The sequence below is a fragment of the Sphingomonas aracearum genome, assembly GCF_003345355.1.
Taxonomy (GTDB): Bacteria; Pseudomonadota; Alphaproteobacteria; order Sphingomonadales; family Sphingomonadaceae; genus Sphingomonas; species Sphingomonas aracearum.
On record NZ_QQNB01000004.1, the window covers coordinates 94055 to 113452 of the forward strand.

Below are 19398 nucleotides of genomic sequence, written 5' to 3' on the forward strand. Positions count from 1 at the left end.
CAAACTACGTCTCTTTAACCCGGCCTGTCTACAAGCATTACAGGCCTTTTCTGGACGGTTGGAATGTCAGCACGCGATCACGTTTTGCTTACCGACGCCGAACGGACCTTGTTGTTCGGCATACCGACCGCTCCGGATGAGTTGGCCCGTCATTACACGCTTGAAGCCGCCGACCTCGATCTGATCCGCGAGCGCCGTCACGATCGCAACCGGTTGGGCACCGCGCTCCAGATCGCATTGTTCCGTCATCCAGGCATGCCGCTTTCCCAGCTGCTCCAGCTTCAGACCCGCGCACCGGCACCGCTCGTCTTGTTCCTCGCCCGGCAGCTCGGGATTGATCCGACCATCCTGGCCGACTATGCCACCCGCACCCAGACGATGACCGACCACGCCCGCTTCGTCGCGAAAGCAACGGGCGTGAGGCCGCCCACCCGGGGCGACATCGCCACCATGATCGCCGCGGCCGAACAGGCGGCCGCAGAAACCGATGCGGGTCTGCCGATCGCGACCGGGATCGTCGACGCGCTGCGAGCGGCCGATATATGGCTACCAATGCCGTCCACGATCGAGCGGGCGGGCATCGCCGGCCGAGCCCGGGCGCGCAAGAAGGCTGCGCACATGATGGTTGCCGGTCTGGGTGCCGAACAGATCGCGAAGGTCGACGCGCTGTTCGGCGCGAAAGAAGGAGCGCGGCTTGCCTGGCTGAAGGCGATCCCAACGGCGAGCAAACCGGAAAGCGTGCGCGGCATCGTCGAGCGCCTACAGGCCGTGCGCGAAATCGGAATCCCGCATGACGCCGGTGCGGGCGTCCACCCCGCCCGTCGTTACCAGTTCGTGCGCGAAGGGCGACACTCGCCCGCTTACCTGATCGCGCGCTATACCGTGCCGCGGCGGCGTGCGATCCTGATCGCGTTGCTGGTGGACCTGGAGGCGCGGCTAATCGACGCCGCGCTGGACATGGCCGACAAGCTGATCGGCGCCATGTTCCGGCGCGCGAAGAACTCGCAAGGTGCGCGCTACGCCGCATCTTCACGCGACGTCGCCCGTCTCATGCGCCTGTTCCGCACGACCATCGACGCGCTGAGCGATGCGGACGAACAAGGGGCTGACCCGATCCAGGCGCTGGAGGACGCGGTTGGCTGGCATGTCCTGTTCAAAGCCCGTACCGCCGTCGCGGCGATCGCCGATATGGTCGAGGAAGATCCGCTGGTCGCCGCCTGTGATCGCTACGCGAGCCTACGCAAGTTCGCGCCGCAGCTGATCGAGGCGCTGGAGTTTAAGTCGGGTCGTGGCAGTGCCGGCAGCGTGAAGGCGATCGAGCTGCTGCGCGAGCTGAACAGGTCGGGCAAGCGTGACGTACCCGCGGGCGCACCGATGCCGTTCCGGAAGGAATGGCGCAAGCTGCTGGTCGGAGACGACGGCAAGATCAATCGCCGCCTCTACGAAACCGCGACCCTGGCGCATGTACGAAACAAGCTGCGCTCGGGTGACCTCTGGGTTGAGCGCTCGTCCGCCTATCGCCGGTTCGACAGCTATCTGCTGCCAACAACGGCGAGCGCGCCCGTGGTTGCCGGCCTCGGCCTGCCCGCGTCGGCAGACGCCTGGATCGCGGAACGTGCGGCCGCGCTCGACGACCGGGTGAAGCGGTTCGCCGACCGTCTGACGCGCGGGAAACTGGACGGCGTCAAGCTGGTCGACGGCCGATTGCAGATCACGCCCATCCGGACGCAGCCAAGCCCGTCGGCCGAGGAGCTGGCGGACACGATCGGAGCGATGATGCCGCGGATCAGGATCACCGAGCTCCTGCACGACGTCGCCAGCGAGACCGGGTTCCTCGCCGGGTTCACGAACCTGCGCACCGGCCGCACGAGCGACAACGGCAACGCACTGCTCGCCGCCATCCTGGCGGACGCCACCAATCTCGGGCTTGCCCGCATGGCGGCCGCGAGCCAGGGCGTGACCCGCGACCAGCTCGTCTGGGCCCGGGACGCCTATGTCCGCGAGGACAGCTACCGCCAGGCACTCGCCATCCTCATCGACGCGCAGCACCGGCTGCCGATCGCGTCCGTCTGGGGCGACGGAACGAGCTCCAGCTCGGACGGCCAGTTCTTTCGAGGCGGCAAGCGCCTGGGCGTAGGTGACTTCAACGCCCGCTATGGCGTTGACCCAGGGTTCAGCCTCTACACTCATGTCTCCGACCAGCACGGCCCCTACCACGTGACGGTGCTATCCGCCTCGATGCACGAAGCACCCTATGTGCTGGACGGCCTGCTCCACCACGGGACATCGCTCGCCATCGCCGAGCACTACACCGACACGGGAGGCGCCACCGACCACGTGTTCGCGCTGTGCGCCATGCTGGGGTTCCGGTTCTGCCCTCGGCTGCGTGACTTCCCCGATCGACGTCTCGCCTCGATCACGGCTCCCGCCACCCACCCCGGCATGGCATCCCTGTTCGGCAAGCGGATCAAAGCCGACGTCATCCGCGAGCACTGGGACGAGGTGCTCCGCCTCGTCGCCTCGCTCAAGGCTGGGCACGTCGCGCCATCGACGATGCTGAGGAAGCTCGCGGCTTACGAGCGCCAGAACCTGGTCGACCTCGCATTGCAGGAGATCGGCCGGATCGAGCGGACGTTCTTCATGCTCGACTGGCTGGAGAGCCCCGAACTGCGTCGCCGCTGCCAGTCCGGGCTGAACAAGAGCGAGCAGCGCCATGTGCTGACCCAGGCGATCTGCACGTTTCGCCAGGGCCGGATGATCGACCGCACCCACGAGGCGCTGCAGTATCGCGCATCAGGGCTGAACCTCGTCATCGCTGCGATCGTCTACTGGAACTCTACCTACATCGCCGACGCGGTGCGGCACCTCCGGACGTCAGGCACCGCCATCGCTCCCGAACTGCTCGCCCACACGTCGCCGGTCGGTTGGGAGCACATTGCGTTCTCTGGCGACTTCCTGTGGGATCGCGCTGCCGAACGGGTTCGTCGCAAGCCGCTCAACATCGCCACTGACGTTCTCGCCGCCTAATCCGCTTAGCGTTGTTTAGCGTGGGATCAGCGCCTCGCCCTCTAGCAGGCCCCGTCCGGCTTCCGGTAGAGGCCGTGGATCACCTCCACCATCGCGGTTGGGGACAGACCCTCATCCAGCATCATCGCGAACAGCGCCTCATCCTCCGCGTCGAGGTCGAGTCCCTCAATCGCGAGATTGGCGCGGGACTCGTCCAGGTCCTCGCGCCACAGCGCTACCTGTTCGGGCGTACCGCGGGGATAGTCGGCCGAGCGGATTTGTTGTCGGAGGTCATCGAGGTCGAGCATGGTCATGCCGTCATCTCCTTTGGACTCGTCAGCCGGCCCGCCCGGCCCGTCGCTCAGCTTTCCGAACCCAGCGCCTCGCGGGCGGCCGCGAGCGCGGCCTTGCCACCTTTGCGCGTCGTCTTCGCCACGCTCTCGACGGCCTTTTCCACTTTTTGCCCCGCCTTGCGGCCGAGCCCGATCTTCTTGGCCATGACGCGACGGCTCTCCGAATAATTCTCGGCTACCATCGGGTAGTCGGGCTTGAGCCCGTAGCGCTGGCGGTACTGGTCCGGGGTCAGGCCGTTGGTGGAGAGATGACGGCGCAGCGTCTTGTAGGGCTTGCCATCGATCATCGAGACGATGTGGTCCTTCGACGCCAGCGACTTGCGCACCGAGACGGCCGGCACGTGCTCCTGAGAGGCGTCTTCCGCCGCAGGTTCCGCAACCGCTCCACCCAGCCCGGACACGGCGGTGTGCATCGAGGTGAGGAACGCCGGCACGTCGTCGGCGGTGGTGCGGGTGTTGGGATTGCTCAGCCAGGCGATGGTGAGTTCGGTCGCCAAGGTCACGGCATCGGTGTCGTCGGTCATATCTTCTCCGGTATCGGTAGGACAGTCATAGCACTCGGCCCGTTGCGGAATTGGTGGTGCCGGCTTCGTCAGCATCGCGCGGCATAACGGCAGTTTCCTTATCGTCCGCTTCCGCGTCGAACGCCCGCTTCCCGCGTCGCTTCCACAGCGCGAGCGTGTCGTCGGCATCGTCATTGCGAGCGCGCCCGACCAGCTCCAGCAACGCGCCGTAGATGGTGGCGCGATCGTCGTCGGCGAGGTCGACCAGGCCGGCCTTCTGGACGAGGCCGCCCAGCTCGATCAGGTGGCGGGTGCGCTCGCGTCTTTGCACCACCCAGCTCCGCGTATCAGTCCGACGCCGCGCCGCTTCCAGGCGCAGGATCAGCGCCCGGTTGCGGCGTTCCGCCGTCGCTGTCGCTTCCAGTCTTTCGCGCACCTTTGCGCCCGCGCCGCTGAAAGAAGGCGGCGCCCTTCGCGCGCCACGCCTCCTTCGCATCGGCATCGGTCGAGGCGACCGCATCGAGTAGCACGCCGGCGAGCGTTTCGAGGTCGAGCGCATCGGCGCCGGTAGAGGTGACGAGTGCGCCTAGCTGTTCGACGCGACGTGCCTTCAGCCCGCGCGCGCGTTCCTCCAGCGCCTTCAGTTCCGCGTCATAGTCCCGCACCTTGCGCATGGGGCCTCCATCTTCCGCGTCCAGCCCGAAGCAGCCTAGCAAACGGGGAGGGGAGGGCAAGTCGGATCAGCAAGCGCAACGCAGTCAATCACGAGGAGCAAAGCGAATTGTGAGTGCGCGCTTATACGTCGTTGCCGACGTGCGCTCAGAAGTGCATGATGGCTGGCGCGATGGCGATCTACCATTTCAGCGCCAAGGTCATCAGCCGTGCGAACGGCTCCAGCGCCGTCGCGTCCGCCGCCTATCGCTCCGCATCCGAGCTGCACGACGAGCGGCTGGGGCGTAACCACGACTTCTCGAACAAGGCCGGCGTCATCCATTCCGAGGTGATGTTGCCGAGAGGCGCGCCGGAGCGCTTAAGCGACCGCACCGCACTCTGGAACGAGGTGGAGGCCGGCGAGAAGCGCAAGGACGCGCAGCTCGCGCGCGAGGTGGAGTTCTCGATCCCGCGCGAGATGAACGAGAAACAGGGCGTTGCGCTCGCCCGTGATTTCGTCGCCGAGCAGTTCGTGAAGCGCGGGTTGGTCGCCGACCTCAACGTGCATTGGGATAAGGCGAAGGACGGCAGCCCCAAGCCGCACGCACACGTCATGCTGTCGATGCGCGACGTGGGGCCGGAGGGGTTCGGTCGGAAGAACCGCGACTGGAACAGCGGGGAGCTGTTGCAGGACTGGCGCGAGGCATGGGCCGCCCACGTCAACGAGCGCATGGCCGAGCTGGGGCTGGAGGGCCGGATCGACCATCGCAGCCACGCCGACCGCGGCATCGAGCTGGAGCCGCAGCACAAGATCGGTCCGGCCGGGATGCGCCGGCTCGATCGGGGCGAGGATGCCGAGCGCGCCGACGATCACCGGCGGATCGCACGTGAGAACGGCGAGAAGATCGCGGCCGACCCACGCATCGCGCTGGACGGCATCACCCGGCAGCAATCGACTTTCACCACCCGCGACCTTGCCACGTTCGCGTTCCGTCATTCGGACGGCAAGGAGCAGTTCGACCGGGTGATGGCGGCGGTGCGTGCCAGCCCCGAGTTGGTCGCGCTGGGTAAGGATGGCCGCGACCAGGAGCGGTTCACCTCCCGCGACATGATCGCGACCGAGGCGCGGCTGGAGCGGGCCGGTGACGAGCTGGGCCGCCGCAGCGATCATGGTGTGTCCGAGCGGCAGCGGACGGGCGCGCTGGAAGCGGCCGAGGGGCGGGGGCTTACGCTGTCCGGCGAGCAGCGCGATGCCTTCGACCATATCACCGGGCACGACGGACTTGCGTCCGTCGTAGGCTATGCCGGCACGGGCAAGTCGGCAATGCTGGGCGTCGCGCGCGAGGCATGGAGGCGCGAGGGCTACCAGGTGCGCGGCGCGGCGCTGTCCGGGATCGCGGCCGAGAATCTGGAGGGCGGGTCGGGGATCGCGTCGCGCACCATCGCCAGCCTCGAGCATGGCTGGGCGCAGGGGCGCGACCACCTCGGGCCGAAGGACGTGCTGGTGGTGGACGAGGCGGGCATGATCGGCACCCGCCAGATGGAGCGGGTGCTGTCCCATGCCCGTGACGCCGGCGCCAAGGTGGTGCTGGTGGGCGACCCCGAGCAGCTTCAGGCGATCGAGGCGGGCGCGGCGTTCCGGTCGATCGCCGAGCGGCACGGCGCGGCCGAGATCACCGAGGTTCGGCGGCAGCGTGAGGACTGGCAGAAGGAGGCGACGCGGGCGCTCGCCACCGGTCGCACGGGCGAGGCGTTGGACGCCTATGCCGAGCGCGGGATGGTCCACGCGGCTGACACGCGCGAGCAGGCCCGGAGCGAGCTGGTGGACGGGTGGGATCGCCAGCGCCGCGCCGATCCCGACCAGTCGCGCATCATCCTCACCCACACCAACTCCGAGGTCTGCGAGCTGAACGGTGAGGCGCGCGACCGGCTTCGCGCGAACGGCGAGCTGGGCGAGGACGTGGCGTTCGCGGCCGACCGGGGCCGCCGCGACTTCGCGGCGGGCGACCGCCTGATGTTCCTGCGGAATGAGCGGTCGCTTGGGGTGAAGAACGGCACGCTGGGGACGACCGCGCGCGTCACGGCGGAGGGCATGACGGTGCGGCTCGACGGCGGGCGTGAGGTGACGTTCGCGGCGAAGGATTATGCCGCGGTCGATCACGGCTATGCGGCCACCTTCCACAAGTCGCAGGGCGTGACGGTCGATCGCGCCCACGTCCTCGCGACACCGGGCATGGACCGGCACAGCGGCTATGTCGGGCTGTCGCGGCACCGCGACGGCGTGCAGCTTCACTATGGCCGTGACGATTTCGCCGATCAGGGCAAGCTCGCCCGCGTGCTGTCGCGCGACCGCGGCAAGGACATGGCCGGCGACTATGCGCCCGAGCGCAGCGAGCAGGACCAGGCCCGCGCCTTCGCCGACCGGCGCGAGATCCGGTTCCCGGAACTCGCGCGTCAGGTGGTCGAGAAGGTGCGCGACAAGGCGCGCGGCATGTTCGCTGGGTTCAGGCCGAAGACCGCGCCGGAGCAGGCGACGTCGCCGGCGGCCAACCGCCCCGCGCCGCCCGCTGGCGAGCGTGGCGACCAGGCCAGGGCGATCCGGGACTATGCCCGCGTTGTGGCCGACGTGCGGCGAATGAAGGCGCAGGAGTTGCCGGTGTTGCCGCATCAGGAGACGGCGGCACGGCGCGCGATCGAGGCGCTGGACGCGACGCGGCCCGACGCGGCGCGCGACCTCGCGTCCGCGATGCAGCGTGATCCAAAGCTGATCGATCAGGCGGCGAGCGGCGACACGGGCGGCGCGGCGCGCGCGATGGCCGAGGAGCAGCGTGTCCGGCTTGATCCGGATGCACGCGCCGATCGGTTCGTCGAAGGCTGGCAGGCGATGCAGCGTCAGCGTGTCGGGCTGGAGCGAAGCGGCGACACGGCCGGCGCCGAACGGTTGCAGGCGCGCATGGAGAAGGTGGCGAGCGGACTTGCCCGCGATCCGCAGCTCGAATCCGCGCTGCGCCGTCGTGCGCCCGAGCTGGAGATCAGGATCGAGCACGAGCGGTCGATCAGTGACGCATTGGCGCGGTCGATCGAACCGGGCCGGGACCGCGACAGGGGCATGAGCCGGTAAAGTTCGTGCTTTCGGGTAGGTTCGTGCTTTCGCGCGGGAAAGAGGGGCGACATGGACGAGGACGACCACGAACGGGATGCGGCGGCCGAAGCATTCGAGGGCGTGCGCGGTGAGCTGGCGTTGCTCCGACGCGCGATCGAAGGGATCGCTGCCCGTGACGATCGGCCCGAACCGCCCGACTATAGCGAGACGCTGGGGCAGATTACGAAGTTGGCGACCGCCACCTATCAGCGCGCCGAAATCCTGAGGAAGGCGACAGAGGAAGAGTCGGTCGCGCGCCAGGTCGCAGCCCGGATCACCGGAGCCGTCGCCGAGGACCGGCAGGCGGTGAAGACCGCAGCCGGCGAGCTGCGCGACGTGACGCGCGCGTTACAGAGCATCACCGTGTCAGCACGTCGCGGTGACGAGCAGAACCGCTGGCTGGCGTGGACGGCGATAGGCGGGATCGTCGTCGGGATGATCGCTTGGGCCGTATTCGCCGGCATCGTCGCACGTGCCGTCCCGGCGAGCTGGCAATGGCCTGAGAGGATGGCGGCGCGCACGCTCGCCATGCCGATGTGGGAAGGCGGACAACGCATGATGCGGACCGCAGCGCCCGATGCCTTCGCCAACATCGCGGCAGGTGATCGGATCGTCACCGCTAATCGTGAGGCGCTGGAAGCATGTCGGAAGCGGGTGGACAAGCCGCGTAGGACCGTACGTTGCACCATCACGGTGAGCTAGATCGGATAGACGTTCAACGTGGGATTACAGAGGTCAGCTGGAAGAGCAGAGTGCTCTTCCAGCTTTCCAACGCTTAACCGTGGGTTATCTGGAACGCGACGCCGAGCAGCGTAGCGATGCAGCTAATCACGGTAGCGGCAAAAAGGATTTTTTCCTTCATTCCACCGGCCCTAATTGGGCGCGCAGCTATCGTGGAGATACACTTCTCCCGTAAGGTCTGGCGCGCCTGTGAGTTACAGCCCGTTTACCGGGCAAGGCGATTACCTAAGACCTTACGGATAAGTGTCGGGTCTGAAGGCGACCCATCGATCCGTAAGAGCCCCTATCGCTTCGAGAGCAATAAGAGCGGAACGTTATATAAATCGTAACGGACGCGTTTTCAACGTCGATCCGAATCGGAATCGATGACGTGTTAAGGCAGGCTTGCATGCTATGGCTGTGAGCTAGCCGACAGGGAGCGGGACCAGGCCGGTGCGCGAGATAGAAGATTTCACCGACGACCGATTGAAGGCTTGGTGCATTCATTGCGGCGACCTGATCGCAGATGTCGAAAGTAATCGCGATCACGTCCCGACCAAATCATTTCTTACCAAAGCACTTCGCGAGTGTGGTGCCAACTATGATCGCGGCGCGGGTGACGAACTCAGCTATCTGCCGCAGGTTATCGTCTGTAGAAGATGTAACTCCAGCTTTTCGTCCGATGAGAACTACCTTCTCTGCGTTCTCCACGCGATTATGGCAGGCAGTCTCTATCCCGATCCAGCTAAGCATCCCGAGGCGGCGAGCATCCTACGCAGCAATCGGAACGTAGTCCGCTCCCTTAAGAGAGGGCCGGACGGACAGACCCTCCTGTTCGATGACTTGCGGCCATTCACGCTTTTTCCAGACACAGAAAGGGTTCGGCATGTGATCGTCAAAAATGCTCGGGGACATGCCTATCACGAAATCGGCGAGCCCCTGCATGAAGCGCCGGAACACGTTGCGTTCGTGCCGCTGGAGCGGCTCAGCACCGATCAGCGCGACGCCTTCGAGTCCACGGGCGTGGACGCGGACCTTGCCGTCTGGCCGGAAGTCGGCAGCCGTATGACTGTCAATCTACTGGATGAGGAAGCCATGGTCGGGGGCTGGATCACGGTCGAACCAGGCCGCTACCGTTATTCTATCGACTGGTCCGGTGCCGTAACGGTGAAGACCGTTATATGGGAATACCTCGCCACCGAGACACGCTGGGAGCGATAAGGCGCCATGTACTGCGGCATTGCCGGAGCACAGCGAGCCGGGGCAAAAAGGTCTATTCTTCTGCCGCGTGCGAGGGGCAACGTGTGCGTCGAGTGTGATGCAGCGACGCAGCGGCCAAGGTTCAGGCGATCACCAGAGAGTCCGCAAGCTTGGCTTAACGGTGATCGCTCTCTATCCCTCTCGGGCTCATGGGCGTTGAGAGCGTTAATTTTCTTGGGGGGTGATCTTTGTTCCTATCCGCGTTCGTAGCAAACGACCCAGCGTCGGTGAACGCCGAGCTGCCAGCTTTCCTCGCGGGATTGGAAACAAAGCGCCAGTTTTCCTGGGCATTTGGTGAGCGCGAGCTCCCGACGGGTGTGCCCTCTCGTTTCCTCGATCTCTTTCCCGATGGCGTTGTCCAGAAGCACGACTCATTTGGCATCGTGTATGTCCGGCTGTGGTTGGTTGGCTTGAACCCCACGCGCCTGATGATCGGCATATTCCTGGGTGCCGAACGGGCACAGCAGTCGGAACCGCGCCGCGCAGCCACCTACATCCGTAACAGGCTCGAAAGCCTCATAGACCCACTCGAGCGCGAGCGGGGCTTCGCCTACCAAGTCTGGGGCAATCCCGACATATGGTGGGCTGACGACGCCCCCGGCTCGGTCCGAGCGGTCACACGCCAGCTTGAGCAGTTCATTACCTTCAAGGTCACCGATCCGGACGAGAACAACGTCGACGAAATTGAAGCAGACATCGGCGAACTGGTGATGGCGGTCGACGCGGCAATTGACCGCCTCCAACCGATCCGCGAGTTCGGAAAAAACATTCTGTTACTCTACTATGGCGAGAACCTGCCGCCTGCGCCCGTTGGAGATGGGTTTGGCGAAATGGCGGTTGTGGATGGTAACACTGCCTCAGCGCACGAGGAGCATCCGAAACCGGAAGAGATGGAGGTTACGCCGGAACCTGACTGGTTCACGAGCCTGCCTGCCATACCTAACCTCGGCGACTTACGCGGCATGCAAGACGCCTACGAGAAAGTGGTTGCTGCCCTAGCGGCCGGCAAGCACGTACTTTTGATGGGTGCGCCTGGGGTCGGTAAGACCGAGCTTGCAGAAGCAGTGTGCCGGCAAATTCCGCAGCCTTACGATGTGGTAACTGCAACCTCGGACTGGACGTCGGTTCACACGATCGGAGGCTATATGCCGGTGCCAATCGCGGGAAGCGACGCCGAGCCGCTCGATTTTATACCCGGCGTCTTCACTGAGGCGATGGCGGCGAACAAGTGGCTCGTCATTGACGAAATGAACCGCGCGGACATCGATAAAGCATTTGGCGAGATGTTCACACTGCTCGGTGGCAAGCGGAAGAGCATCATGCTCCCCTATCGCAAGCGCCAGAGCGACGGCAGCTACCGCCGTGTCGTCCTGGGAATGGCGAATACTCAAGAGGCCGAAAGCCACGTATATGCCCTCGACCCATCTTGGCGTCTGATTGGCACTATAAATACCTTCGATAAGGCCAGCCTGTTCCAGATGTCGTTCGCGTTCTCACGCCGTGTCGCGGTGATCGAGATCGCGATCCCGAATGAGTCGGATTACCGAGCAATCATTGAAACCGCGGCGGCCGTTCTAGACAATGACCAGGATAACACCTTCCACGACGCCATCGTCGGGCTGCTCGTTGCGATCTTCGCGATCGAGGGCGGCGCGGGCTTGGGCGCGCTGGGGCTGCGCGTCGGTCCTGCCATCCCGCTAGACATTATCCGCTTCATCGATCGCATGCGTCGTTTCGAGGACGATCCCGCGACGCTGGTACTGACTGCGCTCGAATCTTATTTGTTCCCACAGTTCGAGGGCCGGCATGAGCAGACCGCCGACATCGCGGCCGGACTGGCCGCGGCGCTTGGCCTGCAGGCGCTACCTTCAGATAGCATGGCGCGTCTGCGTACCTTTACCGGCGCGATGGAATAGCAATTGGCCTCACGGCGCGAAACCTGGGCGCGGGCGATCTGCGACACCGCAAGTGTTGGCAGGTATCTGCTGCCTGGGCGCGACTTGGAGTTCATACCGACGTTCCAAGACGTCGGCGAGGTCGATGTCCAAACCTTCCTTGAGCGCCTCGATGACCGTGGCGGCAGCATCGAGCTTCTCGCTAGTGCCTACTGGCTGTCACAGCCTGAGGTGGAGCAGTTCATCTTCCGCGATCTTCCCGTGCTGCTCAAGAACCTAGGGCACGGGTCGCGGTCTTCGCCGCCCTCGGTTGAGCCGACTTTTAAGGGTCGGGTGCTGTGGCAGAACACGATCCTTGGCCGCTTGTCGGGTGCCGTGCCGCGGGGCCGCTACCTCGTCCAGCACATCGAGAAGTCAGCCGACATTCCCGAAAACCGGTTGCTGAAGCTTTTCCTCACGCGCATCGTCACGACCGCGAACGAGATGGCGCGACGAGGCACCGGTGCGCTGCCGCAGCGCTTTGCATCGATCCGCGACACCGCCCAGCGCGGCCTGTTGAACACTTACCTGTCGGGCGTCGAGCTGGAGCACCGCATCACAGCCCGCATGTTATCCACGGCCATTCGTCATCGCGACCACCGATACTCACGCTTGGCGCACCTCGCTCGCGACTTCGACCAAGCAGTAATCCGGGGTAAGTGGGTACAAATCCTTGAATTATTGAGGAAAGGCTGGTTGGCGCCAGTGTCAAGCGATGACCTGTTCGAGCTCTACGCCCTCATCCTCGTTATGCAGGCGGTCGAGAGCGACCTTGGTTTTGGAGAGCCAAAGGCATATGGATTAATCCAGCGTGAGCGCTCCGCTGTCGCATCCTACCAGCGCGCCGACGGCGTCCGTGCAGAGGTCTTCTATAATCAGGTGCCAAGCAGCATCTTCAAGGGGTGCGGTTCCGAATACGTGCAACTCCTTGGATCGCACGATGGCATAGTGGGCGGCGAGCGCCGACCGGACATAACCGTTCGCTTCATTTCTGGCACGGCAGATCGTCGTGTGCTCGTCGAAGTGAAGGAGACCGAGGACCCAACCTACATCCGCGACAGCGTTTACAAGGTACTCGGCTACATGCGAGATTTCGCCGGCGTCTGGGCTAACCTCCCCGACCAGCTTCCAAAGGCCGTGCTACTGTTTCCGACGAGCATTGCCCCGAAGGGAGCACCGGCTCACTTGGTGCTAGTCTCGTCCGATCGCCCCGAAGATTTGGGGTCAGCCCTCGGAGCTGCGCTCGGCGATCTTGGCCACGGGCTGGCCGAGGAAATTGACGAGGCGACCGCGTAGAGCATTCTCATCGTCCGTCTCGCACGCCCAGATAGTCAGTACGTCCCATCCCTTCGCCTGCAAAGCCTCGACATTCGCGCGGTCGCGCTCGGCGTTCCGGTCTAGCTTCGGGTTCCAGTATCCGGTGTTAGATCGCGGCCGGCCGCCGTCGGTGCAGCCCTTCGCCTGGTGCCCGTGCCAGAAGCAGCCGTGGATGAGGACGGCCTTTCGGCGGCGGGTGAAAGCGACGTCGGGCTTACCCGGCAAGTCCTTCAGGTGGATGCGAAAGCGATAGCCCAGTCGATGTAGCAGGCGACGCACGCGCAGCTCGGGCTTTGTGTCCTTGGACTTGATCGCTTGCATGATCCGCCGCTGACCAGCGGCGGATCGGTTGTTACTAGGCATCGACCTTGGTGCGGCGGCTCGTCTTGGGCTTGGCCTTGATCTCGCCGATCGTCGTCAGCACCTCGATCACAGCGCGGCCTAGGCCCTCGCCCATCAGCGGGGGCACGGCATTGCCGACCTGGCTGCAGCGCGCCACGTCGAAGCGGCGGCGGGGCCCGTTTATGGTATAGCGGCCGTGGAAGGTGAAGCGGTCGGGGAACGACTGCAGGCGCGCCATCTCGCGGACGGTGATGTTCCGGGCATGCTTGTAGTGGATGTACTCGTCGGGGTGCGTAGTGATCGTGGCGACGAGAGCCGCCGAATCGAGCAGCACCTTCTTGTCCTTCTTCGTGCCGTTCTTGAGCAGGAATTCCTTCGACAGACGGCCTGGGGTCTGGGTGCGGTGCGCGAGCTCGTACAGGGTGCGCACACCCTCACCATGCACCGACATGCGATGCGAGTCCGGGATGGCGCCCTCCATAACACCCTCGCGCATCAGCTTCGCATAGGCACTCTTCGCGACGCCATAGACGCCCGACTTGAAGCGCGGGCTGTCGGGGCTGGTTACCACCCGCGCGCCTGCTAGGTCGTCGATCGCGTCCTTTACGGTGATGTTGCCCTCGGCCGGCAAGCCATGCTCGACGCGCACGGCCTTGGCAGCCCGCTCGATCGCGACCGCAGTCAGGTCATGCAGCGCTTGGCGCGACATGCCAGCCGCCATGACGCCGATGATCGCGACGCGCTTACGCGCCTGGGGTACGCCGAAGTCCGCGGAGTTGATGAGATGATAGCTAGCGATGTAGCCTAGGTCCTCAAGCTTCGCGATCGCGTCTTCGGCGACCGACGTTCCGGCCGTTCCTGGTTTCGATACGAAGCGGCGAGCCATGCCTTCGACATTCTCAATCAACACCGCTCGCGGCTGAACCAGCTCAACAAAGTCGAGCATGCGATAAACTAGGCTGTTCCGCTCATCCTCGCCGTCACGCTTCCCACCAACGGAAAAACCCTGACAAGGCGGGCCTCCAGCAACTAGGTCAACGGAACCTTTCAAGCCACGCAGATGGTCACAGAATTCGCTGTTGGCGAGCAGCGCCACTAGGTCCGTGTTCTTACGTGGCATCCAATTCGGCCATCGGCTGAACGCCTTATACGGCGCATTAGCGTCAACCAGATTTGTCTCGAGTGTCTCGAAAGCCATAGGATCGCGCTCGATGGCGAACAGGCCATTCCAACCCGCACGATGCATGCCTAAGGCGAGCCCGCCGCAACCTGCAAAAAGCTCGATGGACGTCCAGGCCGGTGCTTCGTCGATGTCGTTCATACGCCTGTTCCAGTACTTTCCCACTGGCGCTCAACGCCGGATGGAATCCCGTTGATCCGCCCATCATTGCGACGAGCGGCTACACCAATCAGCGACTTGATCATGCCCATACGGGCATTGTCCGCGTTAATTTGGAGATCACGCACCCAGGAGCATGGCTTGGATCGACGCCGCGTTGAAGCGCCATGGCCGTTCTCCCATTGTTCTGGCGGGTTAGTGCTTGAGTAGCAGGTCGAAGTCAACATTTTGCCTCCGATATGATGCGTGGAACGGATTGGCATCAGGCGGCCGATCCTGCGGCGGTCAGTGCCCGGTAGAGGGTGGCATGGTGGCACTCGAGCAATTTGGCGGCTTCGCGCACCGACGTGCCTTCGCTCACCAACCGCTCGCCTAGCGCGATCTGATCAGGAGTGAGCTTAGGTGGGCGGCCGAAGCGGACTCCCCTCGCCCTGGCCGCTACTCGTCCGCTGCTGGTGCGCTGGTGGATCAGCTCGCGCTCGAACTCGGCGATGCCGGCGAACACCGTCAGCACCATGCGGCCAGCTGGCGAAGTCGTGTCCGCCCAAGGTTCCGCCAGCGAGCGCAGGCCGGCGCCGGCCTCCTTCAGCTTCTCGGCAATGTCGAGCAGGTCGCGAGTGGAGCGTGCCAGTCGGTCGAGCCGGGTCACAACCACCGTGTCATCGTCGCGTAGTTGCTCGATCATCTTAGCCAGCTCGGGCCGATCACGCTTCGCGCCCGACACCTTCTCCTCGAACGTCCGCTTGCATCCGGCCTCCTTCAACGCGGCGCGTTGCAGCCGGAGGTCTTGGTCGTCGGTGGACACACGGGCGTAGCCAATCAGCATGTCGCAGAACTGTATCAGAAGGTTGGCGTTCTGCAACCGACTTTTGCGACGCCAGCGTACGAGAGAATACGAGCGTTGAGGGCGCTGTCGCTAAACTCAGGATATTCGCGACGTAAGCCGGCACTAGGGCTTGCGCTCCACATCCTTCCTGTCTGCTTCGGCCGGCGTCAGCCGGGCTCGATCGCGGATGCGGCGTTCGAGCGGCGCGCCGACGAAGAGCACCAGCAACGCGAGGCTCAGCCCACCGACGATCAGCGGCCACACTGCCAGCCCTGCCGCCACGCCCAGGGCCGCCGAAACCCAGATGCAGGCCGCCGTCGCCAGTCCGTGCACTTCCTGCCCCTGCCCGACGCGCAGCACCGCCCCGGCACCGATGAAGCCCACGCCCGACAGGATGCCCTGCACTGCGCGGCCTGCTGCGTCGGCGTTCACGTTGGTGAGGCCGCTATGCACGATCGCCTGCACCGCAATGCAGCTCGCAAGGCCGACCAGCCCCAGCGTGCGCAGGCCCATGATCTGCCGGTTTTCGCGCGAGCGCTCCCAACCCAGCACCATGCCGGCTGCCGTCGCCACGATCAGGCGGCCGATCGCATCGGCCCAAAAGGCGAAGTCCGGCGGCATGATGGTCGGGATCATTCCACCAGCACGTGGACGTGGTGCCAGGCGGTGCAGAGATAGCCGGCGAAGTTCCACATCGTGTCCGGCCGCTCGGGCTGCCCCTGCCCCGCCTCGTCGAACGCGCGCACCACCAGATGCTGGCGACCCTTGGCCAGCGTGGCATCGAGTGACCAGCGCCGCCAGCCCCAGCGCGCTTCCGGATCGTCGGCGAACGTTGCCTGCCGCCAGTCCCGACCACCATTCACTGACACCTCGACGCGCGAGATGCCACGATCATAGGCGATGGCGTAGCCCTCGATCCGCACGCCGCCAGCCGGCAGGCTCTCGCCCGAGCCGGGCGAGCAGATCGCGGCGTTGAGCGGCATGGCATTGATAGTCAGTCCCTGTGACCAGTCGACGGTCTCGCTCGTCACGTCGGCGGGGAATAGCTTGTAGTCGTGTGCCTGGATCGGCGCGTCTGACGGTGCGTCCCGCACCTCGATCCGCGTCAGCCACTTGGCGCTGCGCACGCCGGCATAGCCCGGCACCACCATCCGCAGCGGCGCGCCATGCTCTGGCGCCAGCGGCTCACCGTTCATCGCCCAGGCGAGTAGCACGTCGGGTGCCCGCGCCTTGGCCATTCCGATCGACACGCCGAACGGCGCCTCCTTACCTTCCACGTCTACCTCGTCCGCGCCGGTGAACGCCACGAACAGGTCGGACGCACCCGGCGCGCCAACCGCGTCGAGCACATCGGCCAAGTGGACGCCGGTCCACTCCGCATTACCGATCGCGCCCACGTCCCACGGGTCGCCCGAGGTCTTGCTGACCTGCTGGAGGTCAGTCCTCCGGTTGCCGGCACATTGCAGCACGGCGGTCACCATGCGCGTCGGAAAGGCGCTCTTCAGTTCCTCCACCGAGAAGGAGCGGCTTTCCACGTCAATCCCGCTCACCTCGATCCGGTGATCGGCGGGCAGATCAGGTACCGGCCCATGGCTGCGCACGTAGAAGAGCGCCTGCGGCGTCAGAAATTGCTCGATCAGTGCGCCGGGCTCCGGCTCAGCGTTATAGGGATCGGGGCTGCGCTCAATCATCTGCTCGCTCATGGTGCCAGAACGTGTGGAAGCCAGGATGGCCCCGGCTTTCCGATCATTGCTCCGTTGGATCACGCGATGTGCAGCACGGCAAGCAGAGTGAAGCTGATAGCACCCAGGCCGAACAACGAGAGGACCACCGCGGCCGTGACCCGACCGCCCGCCTTGGCGACGGTGCGCACGTCCACGCCGAGCCCGAGCGCGGCCATGGAGACGACGGTCAGCAGCGTGGCGATGCGGCCGATCGGCGCGATAGCGGCGGTGGGCACCAGCCCCAGCGAGCGGCAGGCGACCAGCGCCAGGAAGCCGATGATGAACCAGGGAACGAGGTGGGCGAGGTCGAGCCGCTTATGGGCCGGCTCGCCGGTGACGAACTCGCCGGCATGCACATGCTGGGGGGCAAGCCGCGGCGCCACCAGCGACAGGACTAGGCACACCGGCCCGAGCATCAGCACGCGCACCAGCTTGACTAGCGTGCCCATCTGTACGGCCGCGGCCCCCAGCGGCGAGGCGGCCGCGATCACCTGCGGCACGGCATAGACGGTGAGACCGGCGAGCGCGCCGAACGCGAGCCCGTTTATGCCGAGCGCGAGCCCCAGCAGCGGCAGGCCGAGCACGACCACGACGCCGAGTACGGCGGTGAACGCGATCGAGGCGGCAACGTCGTCGCTGTCTGCCCCGATCACCGGTGCCACCGCCGCGATGGCCGAGTTGCCGCAGATCGAATTGCCGCATGCCACGAGCAGCGCCATGCGCGCCGGCAGGCCGAGCAGCCGACCGATGCAGAAGCTGAGCAGGATAGCTGAGGCCACCACGCCAGCAATGCCGACGAGCAGACCCGCGCCGGCCGATAATATGGTCGCCGCGCTGACCGATGCGCCGAGCAGGACCACCGCCACCTCCAGCAAATACTTGGCGCTGAAGGCGATGCCGTCGTGCCAGCGGTCGCCGGGCGTCCATAGGCTGCGCACCGCCGTGCCGATTAGGATGGCAAGCACCAAGGCTTCAAGCCACGCCTTGCCAGCCAGCGCACGCTCGCCTGCCTCCAAGGCGTAGGCAGCCCCGGTCACGGCAAGGCACAGGCCGATGCCGGGGAGCAAGCCAGCACGCTTGCCGCTTCCCTGTGCCGACGATGCGAGATGGTGATGGGCGAGACTGGCCACGGCGGTTTCCTTCCGCGGTCGATCTATGCTCAGTCCACCAATCTATCCAACGCAGCTTTCTTGTTGTTTCGATCGTCAATCCTGATCGGTCCTGATAGCGATGTGATATGACGCTGGAGCAGCTCCGCATCTTCGTCGGCGTTGCCGAGCGCGAGCACATGACCGCTGCGGCGCGCGTGCTGAACGTCACGCAGTCAGCCGCCTCGGCGGCAATCGCGGCGCTGGAGGAGCGGCACGCGATAAAGCTGTTCCACCGCATCGGGCGGGGAATTGTGCTGACTGAGGCGGGCCAACTCTTCCTCACGGAGGCGCGCAGCGTGCTCGCGCGCGCAGGCGCGGCCGAGATGGTGTTGGACGAGCTGGGTGACCTCAAGCGCGGCACGTTGCGTGTCGTCGCCAGCCAGACCATCGCAGCCTATTGGTTGCCGCCGATCCTAGCCAACTTCCGCCAACGCTACCCGGCGCTCGGCATCGAGCTGGCGATTGGCAACACCGCCCAGGCCGCGGCGCGCGTCCACGACGGCGAGGCCGACCTTGGGATCGTTGAAGGTGAAGTCGACGATCCGGCGCTGGCGCACTGGCCGATTGGCGAGGATCGGCTGGTGCTGGTCGGCGCCGAGCCATTCGGAGAGATCCGCATCGATCCAGCTTGGCTGGCCCAAGCGCGGTGGGTGCAGCGTGAGCCGGGATCGGGCACGCGTTCGACGTTAGATCGCTATCTGGTCGCCCTCGGTGTCGATCCCGCTGCACTCGATGTAGCGCTCGTTCTCCCGTCGAACGAGGGTGTACGCACCGCCGTGGAGGCCGGCGCCGGCATCGCAGCCCTATCCTCGCTGGTGGTGGCACCAGCGATCAAGGCGGGAACGTTGCACGCCGCCTCGATCGTGTTCGATCCCCGCTCCTTCTTTGGCCTGCGCCATAAGGAACGCTACCGCACTAAGGCCGCTGATGCCTTGCTGGATGTGATCGGTTGGGGGAAGCAGTAGGCCGCACTGCCGCTGACAACGGATGTCTCATGTCGCAAAAACCTAGACATCTGCGACATTGGAAAGTCAGAAATTTCGCGACATGCCACTTTCTCGCTTCCCTGCCCACTGCCTCAATCAACCTTCGTTTGTGAGAAATGCCATTGTCGGGCAGGTGGCAAACCC

17 protein-coding genes are annotated in these 19398 nt (G+C 65.1%); 7 read left to right on the top strand and 10 right to left on the bottom strand.

Features of this window, described 5'->3' with window-relative positions; genetic code table 11:
* Positions 1 to 63: 63 nt before the first annotated feature.
* Positions 64 to 3027 carry a Tn3 family transposase gene (locus DVW87_RS16120; RefSeq protein WP_114688846.1) on the top strand — a complete coding sequence of 988 codons (2964 nt, stop codon included), beginning with the start codon at positions 64 to 66 and terminating at the stop codon, positions 3025 to 3027.
* A 41-nt stretch (positions 3028 to 3068) separates the two neighbouring features.
* Here the strand turns inward: DVW87_RS16120 and DVW87_RS16125 are convergent, their stop codons facing one another.
* From DVW87_RS16125 to DVW87_RS16140, 4 genes are read right to left on the bottom strand one after another with little or no spacing between them, the layout of a single operon-like run.
* Positions 3069 to 3320 carry a hypothetical protein gene (locus tag DVW87_RS16125; protein WP_114688847.1) on the bottom strand — a complete coding sequence of 84 codons (252 nt, stop codon included), beginning with the start codon at positions 3318 to 3320 and terminating at the stop codon, positions 3069 to 3071.
* Between the two features lie 47 nt (positions 3321 to 3367).
* Complete coding sequence (locus tag DVW87_RS16130; protein WP_114688848.1) at positions 3368 to 3883, bottom strand: Ros/MucR family transcriptional regulator; 516 nt, start codon at positions 3881 to 3883, stop codon at positions 3368 to 3370.
* Between the two features lie 25 nt (positions 3884 to 3908).
* A complete protein-coding gene (locus DVW87_RS16135; RefSeq protein WP_239017966.1) occupies positions 3909 to 4193 on the bottom strand; it encodes a conjugal transfer protein TraD in 285 nt (94 codons plus the stop codon).
* A 16-nt stretch (positions 4194 to 4209) separates the two neighbouring features.
* Positions 4210 to 4536, bottom strand: coding sequence for a conjugal transfer protein TraD (locus DVW87_RS16140; RefSeq protein ID WP_114688849.1), 327 nt, complete (start codon positions 4534 to 4536; stop codon positions 4210 to 4212).
* Positions 4537 to 4706: 170 nt separating this feature from the next.
* Here DVW87_RS16140 and traA point away from each other — a divergent pair, with 170 nt between their 5' ends.
* From traA to DVW87_RS16165, 5 genes are all read left to right on the top strand, one after another.
* Complete coding sequence (gene traA, locus DVW87_RS16145) at positions 4707 to 7634, top strand: Ti-type conjugative transfer relaxase TraA (RefSeq protein ID WP_114688850.1); 2928 nt, start codon at positions 4707 to 4709, stop codon at positions 7632 to 7634.
* A 51-nt stretch (positions 7635 to 7685) separates the two neighbouring features.
* Positions 7686 to 8357: a DUF6118 family protein gene (locus tag DVW87_RS16150; RefSeq protein ID WP_114688851.1), complete on the top strand. Its 672-nt coding sequence runs from the start codon at positions 7686 to 7688 to the stop codon at positions 8355 to 8357.
* A 471-nt stretch (positions 8358 to 8828) separates the two neighbouring features.
* Positions 8829 to 9596, top strand: coding sequence for a hypothetical protein (locus DVW87_RS16155; RefSeq protein WP_114688852.1), 768 nt, complete (start codon positions 8829 to 8831; stop codon positions 9594 to 9596).
* Between the two features lie 266 nt (positions 9597 to 9862).
* Positions 9863 to 11551, top strand: a complete 1689-nt coding sequence (locus DVW87_RS16160) for an AAA family ATPase (RefSeq protein ID WP_147276291.1) — start codon at positions 9863 to 9865, stop codon at positions 11549 to 11551.
* A 3-nt stretch (positions 11552 to 11554) separates the two neighbouring features.
* On the top strand, positions 11555 to 12865 hold the full coding sequence (locus DVW87_RS16165) for a hypothetical protein (protein ID WP_147276292.1): 1311 nt from the start codon (positions 11555 to 11557) through the stop codon (positions 12863 to 12865).
* On the opposite strand, the gene DVW87_RS16170 is transcribed toward DVW87_RS16165, so the two are convergent.
* The 6 genes from DVW87_RS16170 to DVW87_RS16195 all read right to left on the bottom strand — a co-directional run bounded on the left by DVW87_RS16170 (position 12794) and on the right by DVW87_RS16195 (position 18247).
* Positions 12794 to 13249, bottom strand: a complete 456-nt coding sequence (locus DVW87_RS16170; RefSeq protein WP_114688855.1) for a very short patch repair endonuclease — start codon at positions 13247 to 13249, stop codon at positions 12794 to 12796. The two genes, DVW87_RS16165 and DVW87_RS16170, sit on opposite strands and share 72 nt — an antisense overlap.
* Complete coding sequence (locus DVW87_RS16175) at positions 13242 to 14549, bottom strand: DNA cytosine methyltransferase (RefSeq protein ID WP_114688856.1); 1308 nt, start codon at positions 14547 to 14549, stop codon at positions 13242 to 13244. Before DVW87_RS16175 ends, DVW87_RS16170 begins: the two co-directional genes overlap by 8 nt.
* A 280-nt stretch (positions 14550 to 14829) precedes the next feature.
* A complete protein-coding gene (locus DVW87_RS16180; protein WP_114688887.1) occupies positions 14830 to 15393 on the bottom strand; it encodes a recombinase family protein in 564 nt (187 codons plus the stop codon).
* 123 nt (positions 15394 to 15516) lie between these two features.
* Positions 15517 to 16029, bottom strand: a complete 513-nt coding sequence (locus DVW87_RS16185) for an MgtC/SapB family protein (RefSeq protein WP_114688857.1) — start codon at positions 16027 to 16029, stop codon at positions 15517 to 15519.
* Positions 16026 to 17096 (bottom strand): sulfite oxidase, encoded by a 1071-nt coding sequence (locus DVW87_RS16190; protein WP_114688858.1) that lies wholly within the window; start codon positions 17094 to 17096, stop codon positions 16026 to 16028. Before DVW87_RS16190 ends, DVW87_RS16185 begins: the two co-directional genes overlap by 4 nt.
* A 59-nt stretch (positions 17097 to 17155) precedes the next feature.
* A complete protein-coding gene (locus tag DVW87_RS16195) occupies positions 17156 to 18247 on the bottom strand; it encodes a YeiH family protein (RefSeq protein ID WP_114688859.1) in 1092 nt (363 codons plus the stop codon).
* 107 nt (positions 18248 to 18354) lie between these two features.
* On the opposite strand from DVW87_RS16195, the gene DVW87_RS16200 reads away from it, so the two are divergent.
* Positions 18355 to 19233: a LysR family transcriptional regulator gene (locus DVW87_RS16200; RefSeq protein ID WP_114688860.1), complete on the top strand. Its 879-nt coding sequence runs from the start codon at positions 18355 to 18357 to the stop codon at positions 19231 to 19233.
* The last annotated feature ends 165 nt before the right edge of the window (positions 19234 to 19398 follow it).